This is a genomic window from Leptospira mayottensis 200901116 (assembly GCF_000306675.2).
Taxonomy (GTDB): Bacteria; Spirochaetota; Leptospiria; order Leptospirales; family Leptospiraceae; genus Leptospira; species Leptospira mayottensis.
Genome location: NZ_CP024871.1, coordinates 938,730 through 954,731 on the forward strand (window position 1 = coordinate 938,730; position 16,002 = coordinate 954,731).

A 16,002-nucleotide genomic window follows, 5' to 3' on the forward strand; every position below is an offset into this window, starting at 1 on the left:
TGTGAGGGGGGAAATCTCCAGGTTCTCTTTATTTTTTACTGCATTGATTTTTTTCTCCGTTCTATTCGGTCATCTTCGTTCGTTGAACCAAGAGTATCTTTATGCGGATTCCTCTTTTTCAAAGGAAGAATCTTTTCTGAAGCGAAAAACCTTTTCGTCTCAAATGCTCTCTTTTGTAAAAGGAATCGTAACGTTTCGATCCGGTAAGACCATTTCGGGAGAGTCGGTTTGGAAACATATCTCTTCGAGAGTTTTTCCGACCTTACACCTCGCGATTTTTTCTGTGGGCTGGGGAAGTTTTTTTGCGATTTCTCTCGCACTTCTCGTTTCCAAAAATGAGAAAAATACTTTTAAAAAAGGGTTTCTCTTTTTGAGCAATTGGATTCTTTCGACGCCGATTTTCGTTGTAGCTATCGTTCTGCTTCTGATTTTTTTCGTACAATTGGAATGGCTTCCTCCGGGGGGATACGAACCTTGGAATACCACGTATGTGATCCTCCCTGGAGTTGCTTTGGGTTCTAGGGTCTGGGCGAGAATTTACCAATTCGCTTTGAGTTTTACAGAAATCGAATTGGATTCCCCTTATGCGAAAGTTTTAAGAGCAAGAGGATATTCTAAAAGCAGAATATTATGGAATCATATTTTATTAAAAATCTTCCCTTTGCTCGTTGTTTTGATCCTTCTCGATTTTAGTTCCCTGCTTTCCGGTGCGATGATCGTAGAGGAGATATTTTTCTTTCCCGGAATCGGTAAATCCATGTATTACGCGATTCAGACGATGGATTCGGAGTTACTTAGCGCGCTTCTCTTTTACAGCGGTCTTACATTTTATATCTTCAGTAGGATCTCTATTCGTTTTCAGGAAAATCTTACCGGTAAGGAGAGTCTTTCTTGATTTCGTTCGGCAATTTTCTGAGAATTCTTTTTGTGTTTTTGGTTTTGGTCGGAGTTTTTTGGAAAAGTCCACCTACGGACGTTTTTTTGGAAGACAGCTTTTGTTCCGTGACTTGGGATCACCCTTTCGGCTGTGATCGTTTGGGAAGGGACGTTTATGGTCTTTTTTCATACGGAACCATTTCGACTTTTCTTTTTTCGCTTCCTGCTCGACTTCTTACTTTGGCGTTTAGTTCTTTGATCTGTCTGTTTCAATATTCAGTCCCGTTTACGGGAAGGTGGTTTTTTACTCCGATCTCGTCCGTGTTCGTTTCCGTTCCTTCCTTGCTTATCGCACTTCTTACGGTTCACGCTTTGGGGCAGAGTCCTTTTGTTTTGGTCGTCGCGGTTTTGTTAGGAGATTGGGCTTTCTCCTACGAAACTCTTCAGAGTAAGATCAGGGAAACGGATGGAAGCGGATTTGTACTTGCGTCGGTTTTCTTTGGAGCATCGAGGTCGAATGTATTTCGATCTCATATATTTCCTGCTGCTCTTCCGGTCTTAAAAGTTCTATTTACTACTGGATTACCCGGAGTTGTGATGACGTTGGCGCTTTTTAGTTACCTCGGTGTAAGTGCAGGTTCCGATTGGTTTGGTCCCGGTCTTGGAGAACAAATCTCCTTTGCCAGGGATTACGCTTATTCTGCTCCTTTGGCTTTGGCGATGCCTATTTTCGGGATCGTAGGTTTGGTTGCCGTTTTGAACGTGGGAAAAAGATGATTAGAATATCCGCATTTATTTTAATATTAGCGATTTTGAGTATAGAGATTTCTGCGGAGGGAATTGACGATTATTATCGTTTTCCGGAAGGTGGAATGCCCGGAAAAATCACCTTTGAAACGGAAAGAAAACTATGTGTATTCTCCCTCAAAAATCAAAACGCGGATCCGAACCTGGACTATCTAAGCAAGGGCTACGGTGGAGTTTTATATTCCGGTTTAAAAGGGCTTTTTCAAATTTTTGATCCGGAAGTGATTCCGAAAAGTATCCAACACGCTTTCGGAAAACCTACGGAAAAAGTAATTTTTAAAAAGGGAGAATGGAACGGAGACATTTTGGAACAAGTGAGGAAAGCGAAGGAAACTTCTCCCGGAAAAGATCCGCGTTTTCTGTTTTTAAAAACGGAATTCCTCTCGGAGGAAACTCCGCCCGAAAATAACACTCTGTTTTTATCCGGAAATAAGTCGGGATGTTTTTATCATCTTGCGGGAACATTCGAAAAAAAAAGCGAATCTCAAATGGAATTAAAACTCGTTTTGAGATCATCCAAAGATGGGTCTCGAAAGGAATTCAGAGCTGTGACCAGCGTTAGACGTTCTTATCAAGAATTAGACGGTTTGATCGGAGAGATCAAAAAGGAATTGATCGGGAATAACACGGTTTCATTTTCCTTTAAATCAGGAAACATGGATGGTGTTCTCGTATTTTTGGACGGGCAGTTCCTCGGTAAAACCCCTTTGCAGAGATCGGACATTCTTCCCGGAAGTCATAGGATCAAATACTATAAGGACGGTTTTCAAAGCGAAGAAAAAAAAGTTTCAATTCGAGACGGAGGAAGTTTTGAAATCGTTCTTTCCAAAATTCCAAAAGAAGGATCGATCTCCGTCACTTCGAATCCGGAGGGTGCAAATGTTTATCTAGGTTCCGAATTTTTAGGTAAAACTCCCTTGAGTAGCGTTCGTGTTAAAACCGGATACAACCGTCTTCGACTTTCTATGGAAGGTCATGTGGACCTCTTAAAGGGTGTGGAGATTAAGAAGGACGAGGAAACAAAGTTGGATCTTATTTTAAGACCGGGAGATACTCTTAGTTATTATAAAAATAAACAAAATGTTTTTTTAGATCATTCTTATAATGATTTTTCGATCTATTCCTTGTACGGAATCCTTTTGTTTTATGCTGGTTATTATTACTTCAATTTAAAAGCAAATGACTTATACGATCGTGCTCGCAGTCGGGTCAGTTTTACCAATCTTCTTTTGGCGGCCAGCGTTGCTCCGCAAGATCAGTTTATCGGATTGTACTTCTATGAGGAACGAATCATTCGTGAAACGAACGCGGACGCGGGCAAATATCAAAAGCTTTCCGGGAACTTCGGACGACATGAAGGTGTCACCGGAGGTGTGATGGTTTACGGTATGGCTGCGATGTTGATCTTAGCCGTAACTTTTTATTGGCTCGGTTTGGACGAAGAAACTTTAGACGTAGGGGTTGCACCGAAACGAATTCATAACCCTTATGCGATTTCGGGTCAACTTGTTGAGGTCGATTCCTATGCGAAGTTTAACTTTAAATTTTAAATTCTTCGTTATCTACCTCCAAAACTTTTCAATGCGCATTCTCTGCGAAAGCTAAGAGCCTGTTTTAAAAACCTTAAAGAAATCACCTACAATGATTCAGTAAGTTCGTAATAAAATATAGAAGTTTTCACAAATTACATTCCTTTGATAGTTTGCGAGCGTATTTTATAACTGATAAGTTTTCGTCGAGGTTCCTATATTCCGAAGTTTTGGAACAGGTTCTTAATCGAAGTTTATTCAAATACTAAAGCAATTCTAAATAGCCCCATTTTATTAAAAAAATATTATCTAAATGATTTTGATTTAAAAAGAGTAATCAATCATAAAGACTTTAAATTCAATACCGATTATGATTTTTATTATTGCGTTTGGATGCGCGTTATCTTGCGTTTCAGACATTTTTGAGATAGGTTCAATGACAAATCGAATCGGAAACAATTGGAAACAAACGAAAGCTTCCGAGAATCAAGGTCGACTTTTGTGTATCGTCTAAATTCCGTAGCATGGACTTGAACTCGATGTCGTCAATCGTCTCTTCGGAACGACAACTTTCGGGAAAAGCGAACCCGCTCTCCTTTAAAAACCGAAAGTCGAGAATATCTGATTTGTTAAGAGCATTTCGCAGAATTTTCAAAATTCCGTCTCCATCCTTATCCTTTAGTAAACCGGCATAAACCCGAAACTTTCGCGCAGGATACAGAATGGATAAACTTTGCAGAGTTTCGTTAAAAGCATCCGGATTGTGTGCTGGATCGAAAACAAGTAGGGGAGAATTTCGGAGAACGGTCAATCGCCCAAACGGATTGGAGATGTACTTTTCGAAAAAGTCAAAACTAAACGTTTCGGAGTTTGTACCTTTATCTAAGAAACTCGAAGCTTTTTTATTCAAATTTAGAAACCATTCTAAATTTAGAATATTCTGAAATACTCCATAAGAGAAGTGTTTGTTTCTGGAGAGATACGTTCCTTCGGGAGGAACTTGAGGTAATATTTTGCAAGGAATCTTATTCTGAGAACACCAGGAAGCGATTTTTTCGTTCAATTCCGGTTCCTTCTGATTGATTGCGAACAAAACTTTGGTGTTGTGAGTGCAGATCTCTAGTTTTTCGTGTAAGATTTTTTCTTTCGTATTTCCTAATATTTCCCTATGGTCTAGACCTATGACTCCCAAAACGACTACGTCCGGGTCACAGAGTTTGGTTGCATCCAATCTACCTCCGAGTCCCGCTTCGTAAATTTGGATTTCCGCGGATTCTTTTTCAAAAAAAAAGAAGGCGGCGCAGGTAAAGAGTTCGAAAAAAGAAAAGGATTTCAAAGCTTCTTCCGCTCCAAGGGATTTCCATTCGCTTAACAATTGATCCAATTCTTTCGTTTGAATGTCCCGAAAGGCTTGCGCATTTGTGCCGATTTTAATTCTTTCCAAAGGAGAGATCAAATGCGGAGAGGTATAAAGTCCTGTTTTGAAACCAAAAAGCCTGAAATATTCTCCTAAAAAATGTGTAATAGAACCCTTCGCATTTGTTCCTACCACGGAAATTCTACAGAGAGTGGATTGATTTCTTTTATTCAAGTCGAATTGATTCAAAACCTTTGCGAATGGTTCAAGAGAATATCCGGTAAAAACGTTAAAGTTTCTGGTCTTCTCTAAGTTGGAAAGTTGGCTGATAAATTTGAAAAAGTCGGAATCTGCATTCATTGATTTGTTAATGTTTGAGACAAACGTTCTCTGGTTTTAAGAATGTCGTACGCGTTAGGCGAAATATCAGTAAAAAGTTCGAACTGTTTCATCGCCTGATATAAGAGCATCTCCGATCCGGGAATAATTTTCGTTCCGGCCTTTTTGGCGACCTTAACCAGAGGGGTCTCCAAAGGATTATAAACGATATCAAAAAGAGTCATGTTCGGATTAAAAAAAGTTTCAGGAAGGAACGGACCTGGAGCCTGGTCTTTCATTCCAAGTGGAGTCGTGTGGATCACTAGGGAAATTTCTTCCTTCCGAGAAAAAAGGGAATCTTGAGTGATATATTCTGTTCTGACGTTCGAGTTCTTGGAAATCAAAGAGCAGATTTCTTTTGCAGTTATTTCATTTCTCGAACAAAGGAGTAAGTTTTGAATTTTACCTGAAACGGCTAAATTGTATGCGATTCCTCTCGCACTTCCTCCACTTCCAAGAATAACCGTTTTACCGGCGTTTAAGGACTCCGGAGATAATTCTAAAATGGAACGATAGGCTCCTTCTCCGTCCGTATTGTATGCATGAACCGAATTTGGACCGATCAATAAAGTATTGGATGCTTTCATGATCGTGGACGTGCTGTCTGCTTTATCGGCGAGAGCAAAGGCTTTTTCCTTGTGAGGGATAGTCACTGAAAGACCGAGTACTCCAGATTTTCGGAATTCCTGAATCGTTTTCGAATTCAATTCAGGGGTTTCAAAAACGAGATAAGAGGCGTCAATTCCTCTATCTTTATAAATTGAATTGTGAATAAGAGGGGAAAGAGAATGTGAGAGTGGAAAACCGACTATGCCGAAAATTTTAGCGGTTTGATTTGTTTTGTTGTTCAAATTTAGTTTTCTCGTTGTTTAGCATTACAAACAGATTTTTGGATTTCGTTTTCTTGATTCGTTTCTTGTTAAATAAATGAAATGAACTCAAGACTTTTGACTTTTTTGCTCTAAAAGAAGCAAGTTTTAGAACAGGTAGTAAAATGAGTCGACTAAAAAGACAATTTCCTAGAATGCTGTATTGGAATGAGCCTACTGAATTTACCTGATTCTTTTTTACATGGACAAGGCGGACAACTCTTTTTGATGCCGCTTGCTTCTTTTTCAGGTTCGCCGTGGTGGACTACCATTCTTGACGTTTTATTTGTAGTCGGGATTTCCGGCGGACTTTCCTGGTATTATTACTATTACAAGCGTAAGGATCTTCTCGGAGGATTTTGGGGGGCTCTTATCGTTGCACTTCTCGGGTCTCTTATTATTCTTTCCTTACTTCAGGATTTTATTCGTTCGGTGGTTCTTTGGCTGGTTTCGCCTAAGTTTGGGATCTACCAAATCTCGAATGTAAATTTACTCGCGGTTTTGTTAGGCGGTCTTCTCGCTCTTTACATCATGAACCGTATCAATCACAATAAAGAAAGAAGAGATTAATCCTTAGACTGGATTGATTGTGTCGATATCGATCGTCCGAAATTATAGTTTTTGATCAAAGACCTACGTATGCATGATCTATAAAAAACGAATTAAACGTTCGAGTTTCCCGTATTACAAAGTTTATATCTGTCAAAATGTACTGTAGTTGTTTGTGAATTTATAGGGGATTTTATTGATTCTCCAAGTTCTTTTTGACTACAGGCCTGTATGGAAATTTCCTAATTCCGACCCGTATATATGATATAAAGAAATGACTTTTCTTACTTGTATTATCTCGTTTTGATTTTCATGATTCCGGAATTTTCTCATAATAATTATCTTGTCGCATTATGATTTTTATAGGAAATTATAAGATCGGTTTGTTTTGTGTGAGTGTCGTATGGATTAGTGTGCTTTATAAACATCGTCTAAAAAGCACACTAATTATAAGTTATCATATCGTCTTTTTCGCTTTAAATTTAAAAACCTCGAAAACAGGCAGATTTGGTTGACCTAATGGCTTAAAGTATATGAGCGTATTAAGGAGATACAAAGTTCATTATGTTATAATTGTTTAGGGAGAAAAATTCAATGACTTCGAAGCTATCTATTGTTTTTATGAATGCAAATAGATATTATTGCTGGGTTCCCACAGTATTTTAATATACTGATGATTTGTTTGACTGGGCCTTTCGATGGTTCTTTGCGAAATTTAAGTTCCTATAATATTTATACGACAGGTCTTTGTATTTTGAAGGCTTTTGAATTGGTGCCTCCGGAATTGTGCCTTGAACATTTTGAAATTTGAACTTTGAGAAATAACGTCTAAACCTGGAAAATATCCGGGCAATATTCATTCTTTTTAATTTTATAGGAATTCCTTCCAGAGAAGTTTAACTATAACTCGATAAATTATCTCGGAATCTCGATAGAAAAAAAACTGGTCTTTAAAATAGTTTCTAAAAATATGCGAACAGCGCGTAATTTTATGAATCTAGGAGTTCGTCTTAAAGTGAAGAATCTATACGTTCTTTTGTATTCCTTTTTGGTTCATTCTTGGTTCGGACTCTTTGTCCCGATGTTATTTTTTTTATATTCTTGTACAAGTTTAGAATTGAATTCCGTAAGAGGAGAGGACTTGTCGAAACCGATCCTAAAATCCCAAAAGAATTCTGACATTTCGGATCATTCTTCTTCGAATTGTAAATCGAATGGTAAAAGGTATCAATGGTATGTTCTTTTTGGTTCGGTTCCGATCAATAAAGTGAATTATTCGGAGATTCTACCCGATCAAAATCGTACTTATCGAGTGATTCTTAAAACAACTTGGTTGGATGGAATACTCAGCACGTTTTTGGGAATTGCCGCTTCTGTTACGCGTAAAACTATTGATGTTGAAAGTTGTGGTTCTAAAGAAACTACTTTTGCAAAATCTGCTGTTATGAGTGATTCGGAAAAATCCGAAAAAGAAGTTCCCAAAGTTGATATGACAGGAACCAAGGAAGAGTTTATTAAACGGAATGAAAAACAATGGAAAGAGGAGTTCCAAGAGAAGATTCATTCTTCTTTAAAAGAGGAACTGGAAAGTTCCTGGAACAAAGAAGTGAAATATTCTAAGAATCTTTCTGTCCTGTTTTTGAAGTCGGGTGAAATCGTGAAAGGGACTGTGACCCGAATCGATGAAAATGGAGTTAAGTTGTTTTATAAGAGCAAAGAAAGAAGTTTCCGACGTTCGGATATTCAAAGAGTTCGATTTCAAGATTAAGGCGATAAATTATGGCGAATTTTCGAATGCTTTTTTTTAGAATCTTTCTTTCTTTTTTTCTACTTTTAAACTCGGCTTGTTACTTAAATCCTTATTTCAGGGATTTTGTCTCGCCTAATGAGGAAAAAGATTCTTTAGTCTCACTATTACTTATTTTGATTGCAGGGACCCGAGTTCTTCCGGTGATTCAGGGGGAAACTATTTTTTTCCCTTCGACCGGCCTTACTTGGATGCGATGTTCCCGCGGTCAAACCTACGATGTTGCCACGGATTCTTGTACCGGATTTTTAGTTTCTCCTCAATATTGTTCCACTTTGGACAATCAATGTAATGGAACTCCGGGAGGGATTTTAACTTCAGGACCTGTTTTTAATTCTTGTTCTACTTTCAATATTTCCGGTAAGACGATGACGTGGAGAGTTCCCACGCATGTAGAATTAAAAGGGATCGTTTATTGTTCTAATGGAACGGATCTGACGAATTCTCAAGATAAAACTTGTACAACGGCGGGTACTAGTTTTGAAATTCCTACGATCCGAAAAGATTGGTTTCCGGGAAATCCAACCGGAAGCCTGATAGAATTTTGGACTAGTACAAGCGATCCTTTAAATTCAACCACCGCTTGGAAAGTCAATTTTACTACCGGATCCACAAATACGACTGCAGCGAAAAATGCTTCGGGTTATCTTCGCTGTGTGAGTTCCCGTTAAAGCTCGTAGTTTTATCATAAAATATTAAAGTCATAGAGTTCTCTACCAGGCGGAGAATAAATTGATCAAAAAATTATTTCCAAATCGGAAACAATGAATGTTTTATATGTTTTTGTTTGATTTAAAATTGTACAGAATAGAAGAAGTTGCAAAGATCAGTCGACGGAATTTTCGTTTTCTCTTGATATTAAGATCGAGACAGATAGAAGGTTCCATCGTTCTGATTATGCTCGTGTCGTCTTTTGTACTTTAAGTTCTTTAATCGCCTTTCTTGATCGTTTAAAAATCCGCAAGATCTATCGCTATCGACTGAGTATGTGAATACTAATCGTAGGTAAATTGGTTTTTCCAGAGACACTTTACTTTGGTAGTGGTGATAAGTTTTCTTATGTCGAAAAATTAAAACGAATTGTGGGAAAAAGTTCTCTGAATGAGAACGAAGCGGAAAATAAAAGATTTTTTTTAATGAGGTTTATTTGAGCGGATTGAGTTTGAATTCTTGTCGAATTTAAAAAAAGAGTTTCATAAATGGCGCAAGTGCGTAAAAATGAAAGTGATGGAGCAAGATGAAGTAAAACATCGGATTATGGATAAGGCACTTGAGCTTTTTCTAAAATACGGTTACGCAAAAACCAAAATGGAAGAAATCGCAAGGATTCTAAAAATCTCTCGTAAAACTTTGTATAAACATTTCGAAAATAAAAGTCACCTTCTTTACGAAATTCTTTCTCACAAACATAACTTGATGAATACGAAACTCGAACAGATCAGCGAGGATGATTCTTTACCAGTGCATGAAAAAATCCAAGCGATCAGCGAATTCAAGTTCAGTCAGTTTCCTGCGGGAGCAAACGAGCTCATTATGGAAATCAGGGATCAGGTTCCCGATCATTATGCTTATATAAAGGAAGTAAAAATGGAGTCTGTTTCTAAAACTGTTCAGGCGTTGGTGGAACAAGGAATCGAAAAGGGAGAGATTCGCAAAGATTTGGACCCGACGATTTTTGCCGCACTTCTTAATTCTGCGATCGAAATGACAGCGACTCCGGAACTTCTTTTAAATTCTTCATATTCGATGATGCAATTGCAGGGAGAAATTCATGGAATTCTTTTTTACGGAATCATGAATAGTTCCGAACCTGTCGGGCAATCCTAGAAGAAACGAGATCTATCTTTCTTTCGATAGAACTTGATCTAAGATTCTGTTCCAAAATTTTAAAAAAATCAGTTACAATCATTGAGTAACTTCGTAGTAAAATAGGAATTCCCGCAGAGCGTCCCTACGAGCTTTCAAACGAATTTTATAATTGTTAAATTCTCGTTAGAGTTCCTACTTCTAGGTTTTGGGACGGAATCTGAATTCAAAGTCGATCATTTTTAGAATGAAAGCTTCTTCGGGAAACTCATCCCGAAGAAGCTTTGTGAGGAATCGCTTTCATCTGATTCCATACGAGCCGAATTTCGCTCAGAGTCAGTTCCCCTTTTCCCGAATCTTCCGAAATCTTCTTTAAGATCGGTTGTAGTTTTTCTGCTTGTTCCAAGGTGATCTCTTCTCCGGCGTCTTTTAAAATACAGAAAATCGCACTTCTTCCGGATTGACTTGTAAACTCGATTCGGTCTCCTTCAGGTCTTCCGATCAAAGTTGCGTCAAACGCGCGATAGGCGCCTTTGGAGAGATGTCGGGTTTTTGCGACACCGTCTTGATGAATTCCGGATCTGTGAGAGATAACGTCTTCACCGATCAAAGGAGCCTTTTCATAGATGGGAACGTCCGAAAGGTAAGAGACTAATCGAGATGTTTCGTAGATTGCCGAAAGGTTCAGTGGAACGTCGACGCCGCAGTTATGAAGAGCGATTGCAACTTCGTATGTGTTCGTATTTCCGGCCCTTTCTCCGAGGCCGTTTAAGGCGGTCTCTAATTGAACTGCGCCTGAAAAGTAGGATTCAACTGTGGTTGCGGTTGCCATCCCCAAATCGTTATGTGTATGCACAGAAATTTTTGCGTTTTCAGGGAGCATATTCCTAACGGCTTGTACCATAGAAACAAAAAGCCAAGGACGATAACGTTCTACCGTGTTCGGAAGATTGATGATATCGGCTCCGTAGCGCAACGCCGTTCGAAACGCTTCCACGGCGAAATCCAAATTTTCCAGAGAATCTCCGAAATGTTCTCCCGAAAATTGAATTTCACCTTTAGAACCGACGAGGCTTTTTGCGAAAGAGACGGATTCGGAAATTTTTTCTAAAACTTTTTCAGGGCTTAACTTCAAAACGTTTTGAATCGTAAATGCGGAGATCGGATATACGATATGAATCCTTGGCTTCGATGCGTGTCGAACCGCTTTCCAAGAAGTTTTTATTTCCTTTTCGACCGCTCTGGAAAGAGAGGATATTACAACGTTATCCGGCGCGATGGAAGAAAGGTGACTGCATGCTTTGAATTCTTGGGAATTAGAAGACGCGAATCCTACTTCGATTCCTTGAACGCCGAGTTTGAGAAGTTGTTTGAAGATTGTTTCTTTTTGATCTAGATCCCAAGGTTTACGAAGAGCTTGATTGCCATCTCTCAACGTTACGTCCATAAAAAAGGGCGAATGTTTGGGAAGAGGGTTTTGAAGAATTTCCGAAAAGGACTGTATATATTTTTGATTTCCAGATATTGAAATGCCCTCAATGACGTACTCGTTTTCTTGTTTCGAATTTTGTTGCATTGTTTTCTCCTTTTAGAGGCCGATTCCAGGAGTGGTTTTTTTTTCCGAGTGAGGAGAATTTTCCGGAAACAAAAAAGCCCACTCAAAGGAGCGGGCTCGTGTATTTTTTTACAACTCTACCGGCTCCCCTAACTAAGGAGGAGAAGAAGCTGAAGAGGTAGTAGAGTTACATTGCGGAACATGCAGTATCAGGCTCGTAAGGATTCTGAAAAAATTCAAGAACTTTTTTCTTAGGAATCGAATTTCAAAAACGGCCGAGTGTCCGAATTTTATGGATACGATCTCGTTTTAAAATTTGCCGATGGCTTTGAAATGGAACCGATTCGTGTTTATGGTAAAAGCATATTAGGGTTTTTGAAAAATTAAAGGAGAATCGTATCCGGAAAATCACTTCGTTTCTTTGGTTTGACGGAAAAGTCGGGGAAACGGCCCGAAGTAGAAGCGGACTCGGTCGTTGTTCTCGTTGGGATTGATAGTTTAAGATTTTATACTTTGATCGTGTTTCCACGGTCCGTAACTTCGCGTCCATCCTTTCGTTTTATATCTAAACCAAAAATGGATCGTAAACGAAATTGCAAATACGCTTAATAAAATATGCCAAAGATATTCGGAATCCCGGATCAAATACAAAAGGAGCAGTAACACGCAATACTTAGCGATTCGGAACCAGAGCGGTTGTCCGGTTTTTGAAAACGCGACTTCCAATTCTCGTTTGACTATCTTCGAAAAACTCATAGATCATTCTCCTTCGGAATACAATAGAATCTAGAATTGCCATAGTGCGCAGTTCAAGTCCGTTTTTTAGTGATTCGGAAAGAACGATACTCACCATTGAAACGAATCACATGGAACTTCCTCCGAAAAACCGGACATGGTTTTCCTTTGTATGATTGTGCCCGACAATTCGGAGTGATTCTGCGTTTCCGAAAGAACGCTTGCATAACGTTATAACGTTATGCAAGGAATGACAAAACAGAAAAGATTTTTAAAATGGCTCTGAAATGATGAAAAAAATAGGAATTTTAATTTTAATTTTAACTTTAATCCTTCTTTGTTTTTTGATTGTATGGGAAGATGAAAGATACGAAAAAGAAAAACAAAAAGGAATCTACGGCAATCTAACCGAGGCCCTTCAAAATCCAATGGATGTTCGAGTATTAAATTTAGTGGGCAATCAACTCAAAACGCTTCCGAAAGAAATCGGACAATTGCAGAACCTAGAAGATTTATCTTTAACCGGCAATCAACTCAAAACGCTTCCGAATGAAATCGGACAATTGCAGAACCTAGAAGATTTATCTTTAACCGGCAATCAATTCATGACTCTTCCGAAAGAAATCGGACAATTGCAGAACCTACGACATTTACATTTAAGCGGCAAACTCAAAGCGCTTCCGAAAGAAATCGGGAATTTACAAAAGCTGAAATCATTAGTTTTAGACAACAACAAACTCAAAACGCTTCCGAAAGAAATCGGAGAATTGCAGAACCTAGAAGATTTATATTTATACGGCAATCAATTCATGACTCTTCCGAATGAAAGCGGAGAATTACAAAATTACTTCCCAAGGTAAATATTATTTTTGGCGAATACGATGATTAAGGCTAACAAATCGTATCGAACTTCCTCCGAAAAACCGGACATGGTTTTTCCTTTTATGCAACTGGGGCCAACAATTCGGAGTGATTCTGCGCTTCCGAAAGACGCGGAAATTTTTTATAGCGGCTCAATAAATTTCCTTTGAAGATCTTGTGTATTTTACTATAATATCTGCAGGTTGGGAGCAAAAGACTATGTCTTACATGGCGGTAGGATCCAGACAGATTTTATTTTCAGATTCGATTGCACCCGCATCAACTGGTTCTTCTCCGAGGGAGGTCGTAGCGGTTCAGGACAATCAGGTTGAAAATCCGGATACGCAGGTCGTTGTGCCGGGGGCCTTATCTCCTTCGGTCGGTAATAATATTGACGTTTATGTTTAACTTGGAAGTGCAATGATCCATTTTTTATTTTCTCTGATTTTGATGTCTCTCGTCGTGGAGTTCGTTTTTCCTTTGATTCATCCTGATTTTCATGTAGTAGGCGGCTGGCTCAATTCGATTATCGTTGTCATTGCTTTTGTGATCATCAACACAATCTTACGACTTATATTGGTAATCATGACTCTTGGAATCGGAATCGTATTCTATTATCTGAGTTTAGGTTTGATCGGGTTGATCATCAATGCTTGGGTAATCTTGATTATCGGGGATTGGTTTCCGGAAACCTTATCGGTGCCAGGTTTTTGGTATGCGTTTTTTGGTGGAATACTTTTGGTTCTGGCAAATTACGTGGGCAAGACGGAAGCCAAGGAAAGAACGAAAGAAAGAACGAATACTTAAAATTTAAAATCAAAGCCTGTTCTAAAATAACTTGTAACGACATGGAACAAAGTTGCGAAGCTAAGCGGAAGGCTATGAGATAGATTTTAGACTCTTATCGCTCTGAAATAATCTTGAAGAATGGAATCCACTTGTTCGTACGTGTAATAGCCTCTTGTTAGGATTCCACTTTCAGATCCGTCTGAAAAGACTAAACTCGGAAAAGCGCTTACTCCCAAGGAAAAACCGAAGTAAAAGTCGTTTTTGGTTTCCATATCGGTGTCCTTATCTTCGAATACGGATTGAAATTTTTCGGAAGAAATACCGAACTTCTCCGCAAGAAAAACAAAAGTCTGGAAGGAGGTCGGATCTTGATTTTCGTAATAAAAGGATTTGGAAAGAATATTCAGATAATCGAATGCTATTTCCGGTTTTATTTTTTGAACACTGATAACCGCTTTACAGGCGGGAAAAGAATCGTATCGAAAATCCTTTTTATCTAGGAACTTAGATTGAAATGGTTGTTTGGTGATGAATTCTGCGTCTTTCCATTCGTGCTTTAAGATCCTTGATAATTCGGGCGTTAGGAATTGGGCTCCGTCCTCAAAGCGAAGGCCGCCTAAAACCAAAGAAAATCGGATTTTGTTTTTATATTCTTCCCGGATTTTTTGAAGGACCGGTCCAAAACCGTAACACCAGGGACAAAGAGGATCGGCTGCGTAAAGAATAGAATGTCGGATTGGTTCGCTTTGATTCATACCGTCTCAAGTCTTTCCATTTTACCTGCGAAGGTCCTTTTAGATAGTATGGGTTCCTACATTCTCGGTTTGCAAGATGATTTTGTCCGATCTTTGGAATTTGTCACGTTGTTTGAGTTTGTAAATGAATTAAAATAATCGGCGCAGGAATGGTCTCCCTTTTTCGGACTTGAAAAACCACAAGACAAGAAGAAACTAAAGCGAAAGGAAAAGTATAGGTGTGTAGGATTGATTCTATATGCACAAAGAAATAGTTCAAATCTATTTATTGAATGAGCAATCTGAGAATCTTATACAAAAGTATCAAACCAAACACACAGAGACTTAGATTAAGAAGAAGCTATGAGAGTGTTCCCGCATAAAATTTGTAAAATTATCAAAGGACAACCTGTAAGAATTTTAATGTCACGATAAAACTTTCAAAAAGTCGGTTGGTTCTTCCGTATCGATCGATTCTCTGTACGCAAAAAAGGCGGGAACAAGCCCGCCTTTTTCCTCATTCTTGCTTAAGAATTTTCAAATTTCATTCGGGTGCTTTATATAATACACTGATAACCACAGTGTCCCGAAGAGAACCCCCGCATATGCTAAAACCACAGTGACGATGTCGATGACTGGTAGGAGTGTCGCGATCGGAGAGATTTTGTCTGCTGTCATTCGGGTCGCTTCTCCCAAAATCAAGAACAAACCTCCCAAGCCGATTAGGTGATATCTACCCATCGCTTCTTTCGTCACCCGAGCAAAACGGGCAAAAACAGGAACTGCCAACAAAGCAAGCGCAAAGATCGTGATTGCATTCATTGTGAATCCTCCTTATTTCATCTAGTTAGACTCCGACAGTTTTTTGTTTCATTCGGAAAGTGGAATTTATTTTTAATTTCAAGGGATTATATATAATGCTTGTTCAACTTAAGAATAGCGATTTTGGTTTAAAGAATTTTATCATAAAGACGTATGACGTTGCCTTTCAAACGAACAAGATAGGAACCTGCACGAAACAAAACCTTGCAGCTGACTTTTTTGATAAAGTAAAAAATGAATTTCATACATGAAATTTTAGGAAGTGAATTTGAATGAGGCGGAAATTGATTTATTTTGATCAAAGAGCCGCAAAGGATTTTTTTAGAGAAGTAACCGGCCATTTTTTTCAAGATGTGGAAATTGAATAATATCGTTTTTGATATCGAAAAATCAAATTCTGATTTCATCTTTGAACAATTACTTAGAACTGCATAAAAGAGTGCCTCATATTTTACACTGAAACAGGGCTTGGGAATTAAAATTTACGGTACTTAATTTTATAGAGATCAGTAAGAGCTTGTCTTAAAA

Annotated in this window: 16 protein-coding genes; 10 read left to right on the top strand and 6 right to left on the bottom strand. The window is 38.6% G+C overall.

The features are described from left to right. Nucleotide 1: 1 nt before the first annotated feature. Genes LEP1GSC190_RS04255 through LEP1GSC190_RS04265 form a run of 3 tightly spaced genes read left to right on the top strand, consistent with a single transcriptional unit; the run spans nt 2 to nt 3,233 of the window. Nucleotides 2-895, top strand: coding sequence for an ABC transporter permease subunit (locus LEP1GSC190_RS04255; protein ID WP_002745661.1), 894 nt, complete (start codon nt 2-4; stop codon nt 893-895). After that, a complete protein-coding gene (locus LEP1GSC190_RS04260) occupies nt 892-1,653 on the top strand; it encodes an ABC transporter permease subunit (RefSeq protein ID WP_002745583.1) in 762 nt (253 codons plus the stop codon). Before LEP1GSC190_RS04255 ends, LEP1GSC190_RS04260 begins: the two co-directional genes overlap by 4 nt. Beyond that, nucleotides 1,650-3,233 carry a PEGA domain-containing protein gene (locus LEP1GSC190_RS04265; protein ID WP_002745428.1) on the top strand — a complete coding sequence of 528 codons (1,584 nt, stop codon included), beginning with the start codon at nt 1,650-1,652 and terminating at the stop codon, nt 3,231-3,233. The genes LEP1GSC190_RS04260 and LEP1GSC190_RS04265 overlap by 4 nt, the downstream gene beginning before the upstream one ends. Nucleotides 3,234-3,645: 412 nt before the next feature. On the opposite strand, the gene LEP1GSC190_RS04270 is transcribed toward LEP1GSC190_RS04265, so the two are convergent. Next, on the bottom strand, nt 3,646-4,929 hold the full coding sequence (locus tag LEP1GSC190_RS04270; RefSeq protein ID WP_002745638.1) for a folylpolyglutamate synthase/dihydrofolate synthase family protein: 1,284 nt from the start codon (nt 4,927-4,929) through the stop codon (nt 3,646-3,648). Next, nucleotides 4,926-5,798, bottom strand: coding sequence for a shikimate dehydrogenase (gene aroE, locus LEP1GSC190_RS04275; protein WP_002745466.1), 873 nt, complete (start codon nt 5,796-5,798; stop codon nt 4,926-4,928). The genes LEP1GSC190_RS04270 and aroE overlap by 4 nt, the downstream gene beginning before the upstream one ends. Nucleotides 5,799-5,993: 195 nt before the next feature. On the opposite strand from aroE, the gene LEP1GSC190_RS04285 reads away from it, so the two are divergent. From LEP1GSC190_RS04285 to LEP1GSC190_RS04300, 4 genes are all read left to right on the top strand, one after another. Then, a complete protein-coding gene (locus tag LEP1GSC190_RS04285) occupies nt 5,994-6,386 on the top strand; it encodes a hypothetical protein (RefSeq protein ID WP_086004796.1) in 393 nt (130 codons plus the stop codon). A gap of 994 nt (nt 6,387-7,380) precedes the next feature. After that, a complete protein-coding gene (locus LEP1GSC190_RS04290) occupies nt 7,381-8,133 on the top strand; it encodes an LIC_13076 family protein (protein ID WP_002745563.1) in 753 nt (250 codons plus the stop codon). 11 nt (nt 8,134-8,144) lie between these two features. Next, a complete protein-coding gene (locus LEP1GSC190_RS04295) occupies nt 8,145-8,843 on the top strand; it encodes an Lcl C-terminal domain-containing protein (protein ID WP_002745528.1) in 699 nt (232 codons plus the stop codon). 547 nt (nt 8,844-9,390) lie between these two features. Beyond that, on the top strand, nt 9,391-9,999 hold the full coding sequence (locus LEP1GSC190_RS04300) for a TetR/AcrR family transcriptional regulator (protein ID WP_002745495.1): 609 nt from the start codon (nt 9,391-9,393) through the stop codon (nt 9,997-9,999). A 247-nt stretch (nt 10,000-10,246) separates the two neighbouring features. Here the strand turns inward: LEP1GSC190_RS04300 and leuA2 are convergent, their stop codons facing one another. Both leuA2 and LEP1GSC190_RS04310 read right to left on the bottom strand, forming a co-directional pair. Continuing rightward, the gene (leuA2, locus tag LEP1GSC190_RS04305; RefSeq protein WP_002745463.1) at nt 10,247-11,554 is read right to left on the bottom strand and encodes a 2-isopropylmalate synthase LeuA2; all 1,308 of its coding nucleotides are present in this window, start codon (nt 11,552-11,554) and stop codon (nt 10,247-10,249) included. Nucleotides 11,555-12,031: 477 nt separating this feature from the next. Next, complete coding sequence (locus LEP1GSC190_RS04310) at nt 12,032-12,289, bottom strand: hypothetical protein (protein ID WP_002745394.1); 258 nt, start codon at nt 12,287-12,289, stop codon at nt 12,032-12,034. A gap of 266 nt (nt 12,290-12,555) precedes the next feature. On the opposite strand from LEP1GSC190_RS04310, the gene LEP1GSC190_RS04315 reads away from it, so the two are divergent. The 3 genes from LEP1GSC190_RS04315 (at nt 12,556) to LEP1GSC190_RS04325 (ending at nt 13,936) form a co-directional block, all read left to right on the top strand. Further along, nucleotides 12,556-13,128 carry a leucine-rich repeat domain-containing protein gene (locus LEP1GSC190_RS04315; protein ID WP_002745564.1) on the top strand — a complete coding sequence of 191 codons (573 nt, stop codon included), beginning with the start codon at nt 12,556-12,558 and terminating at the stop codon, nt 13,126-13,128. A gap of 220 nt (nt 13,129-13,348) precedes the next feature. After that, nucleotides 13,349-13,537 (top strand): hypothetical protein, encoded by a 189-nt coding sequence (locus LEP1GSC190_RS04320; protein WP_002745560.1) that lies wholly within the window; start codon nt 13,349-13,351, stop codon nt 13,535-13,537. A gap of 12 nt (nt 13,538-13,549) precedes the next feature. Beyond that, complete coding sequence (locus LEP1GSC190_RS04325) at nt 13,550-13,936, top strand: phage holin family protein (RefSeq protein WP_002745497.1); 387 nt, start codon at nt 13,550-13,552, stop codon at nt 13,934-13,936. Between the two features lie 86 nt (nt 13,937-14,022). On the opposite strand, the gene LEP1GSC190_RS04330 is transcribed toward LEP1GSC190_RS04325, so the two are convergent. Further along, the gene (locus LEP1GSC190_RS04330; RefSeq protein ID WP_002745567.1) at nt 14,023-14,673 is read right to left on the bottom strand and encodes a DsbA family protein; all 651 of its coding nucleotides are present in this window, start codon (nt 14,671-14,673) and stop codon (nt 14,023-14,025) included. Nucleotides 14,674-15,189: 516 nt separating this feature from the next. Further along, the gene (locus LEP1GSC190_RS04335; RefSeq protein WP_000991776.1) at nt 15,190-15,474 is read right to left on the bottom strand and encodes an LIC10816 family protein; all 285 of its coding nucleotides are present in this window, start codon (nt 15,472-15,474) and stop codon (nt 15,190-15,192) included. Nucleotides 15,475-16,002: the final 528 nt, after the last annotated feature.

Excerpts from the sequence above, each read along its gene's own strand:
- LEP1GSC190_RS04265 (WP_002745428.1), top strand. The coding sequence starts at position 1,650 with ATGATTAGAATATCCGCATTTATTTTAATATTAGCGATTTTGAGTATA.
- LEP1GSC190_RS04270 (WP_002745638.1), bottom strand. The coding sequence starts at position 4,929 with ATGAATGCAGATTCCGACTTTTTCAAATTTATCAGCCAACTTTCCAAC.
- LEP1GSC190_RS04295 (WP_002745528.1), top strand. The coding sequence starts at position 8,145 with ATGGCGAATTTTCGAATGCTTTTTTTTAGAATCTTTCTTTCTTTTTTT.
- LEP1GSC190_RS04300 (WP_002745495.1), top strand. The coding sequence starts at position 9,391 with ATGAAAGTGATGGAGCAAGATGAAGTAAAACATCGGATTATGGATAAG.
- leuA2 (WP_002745463.1), bottom strand. The coding sequence starts at position 11,554 with ATGCAACAAAATTCGAAACAAGAAAACGAGTACGTCATTGAGGGCATT.
- LEP1GSC190_RS04310 (WP_002745394.1), bottom strand. The coding sequence starts at position 12,289 with ATGAGTTTTTCGAAGATAGTCAAACGAGAATTGGAAGTCGCGTTTTCA.
- LEP1GSC190_RS04315 (WP_002745564.1), top strand. The coding sequence starts at position 12,556 with ATGATGAAAAAAATAGGAATTTTAATTTTAATTTTAACTTTAATCCTT.
- LEP1GSC190_RS04320 (WP_002745560.1), top strand. The coding sequence starts at position 13,349 with ATGTCTTACATGGCGGTAGGATCCAGACAGATTTTATTTTCAGATTCG.
- LEP1GSC190_RS04325 (WP_002745497.1), top strand. The coding sequence starts at position 13,550 with ATGATCCATTTTTTATTTTCTCTGATTTTGATGTCTCTCGTCGTGGAG.
- LEP1GSC190_RS04330 (WP_002745567.1), bottom strand. The coding sequence starts at position 14,673 with ATGAATCAAAGCGAACCAATCCGACATTCTATTCTTTACGCAGCCGAT.
- LEP1GSC190_RS04335 (WP_000991776.1), bottom strand. The coding sequence starts at position 15,474 with ATGAATGCAATCACGATCTTTGCGCTTGCTTTGTTGGCAGTTCCTGTT.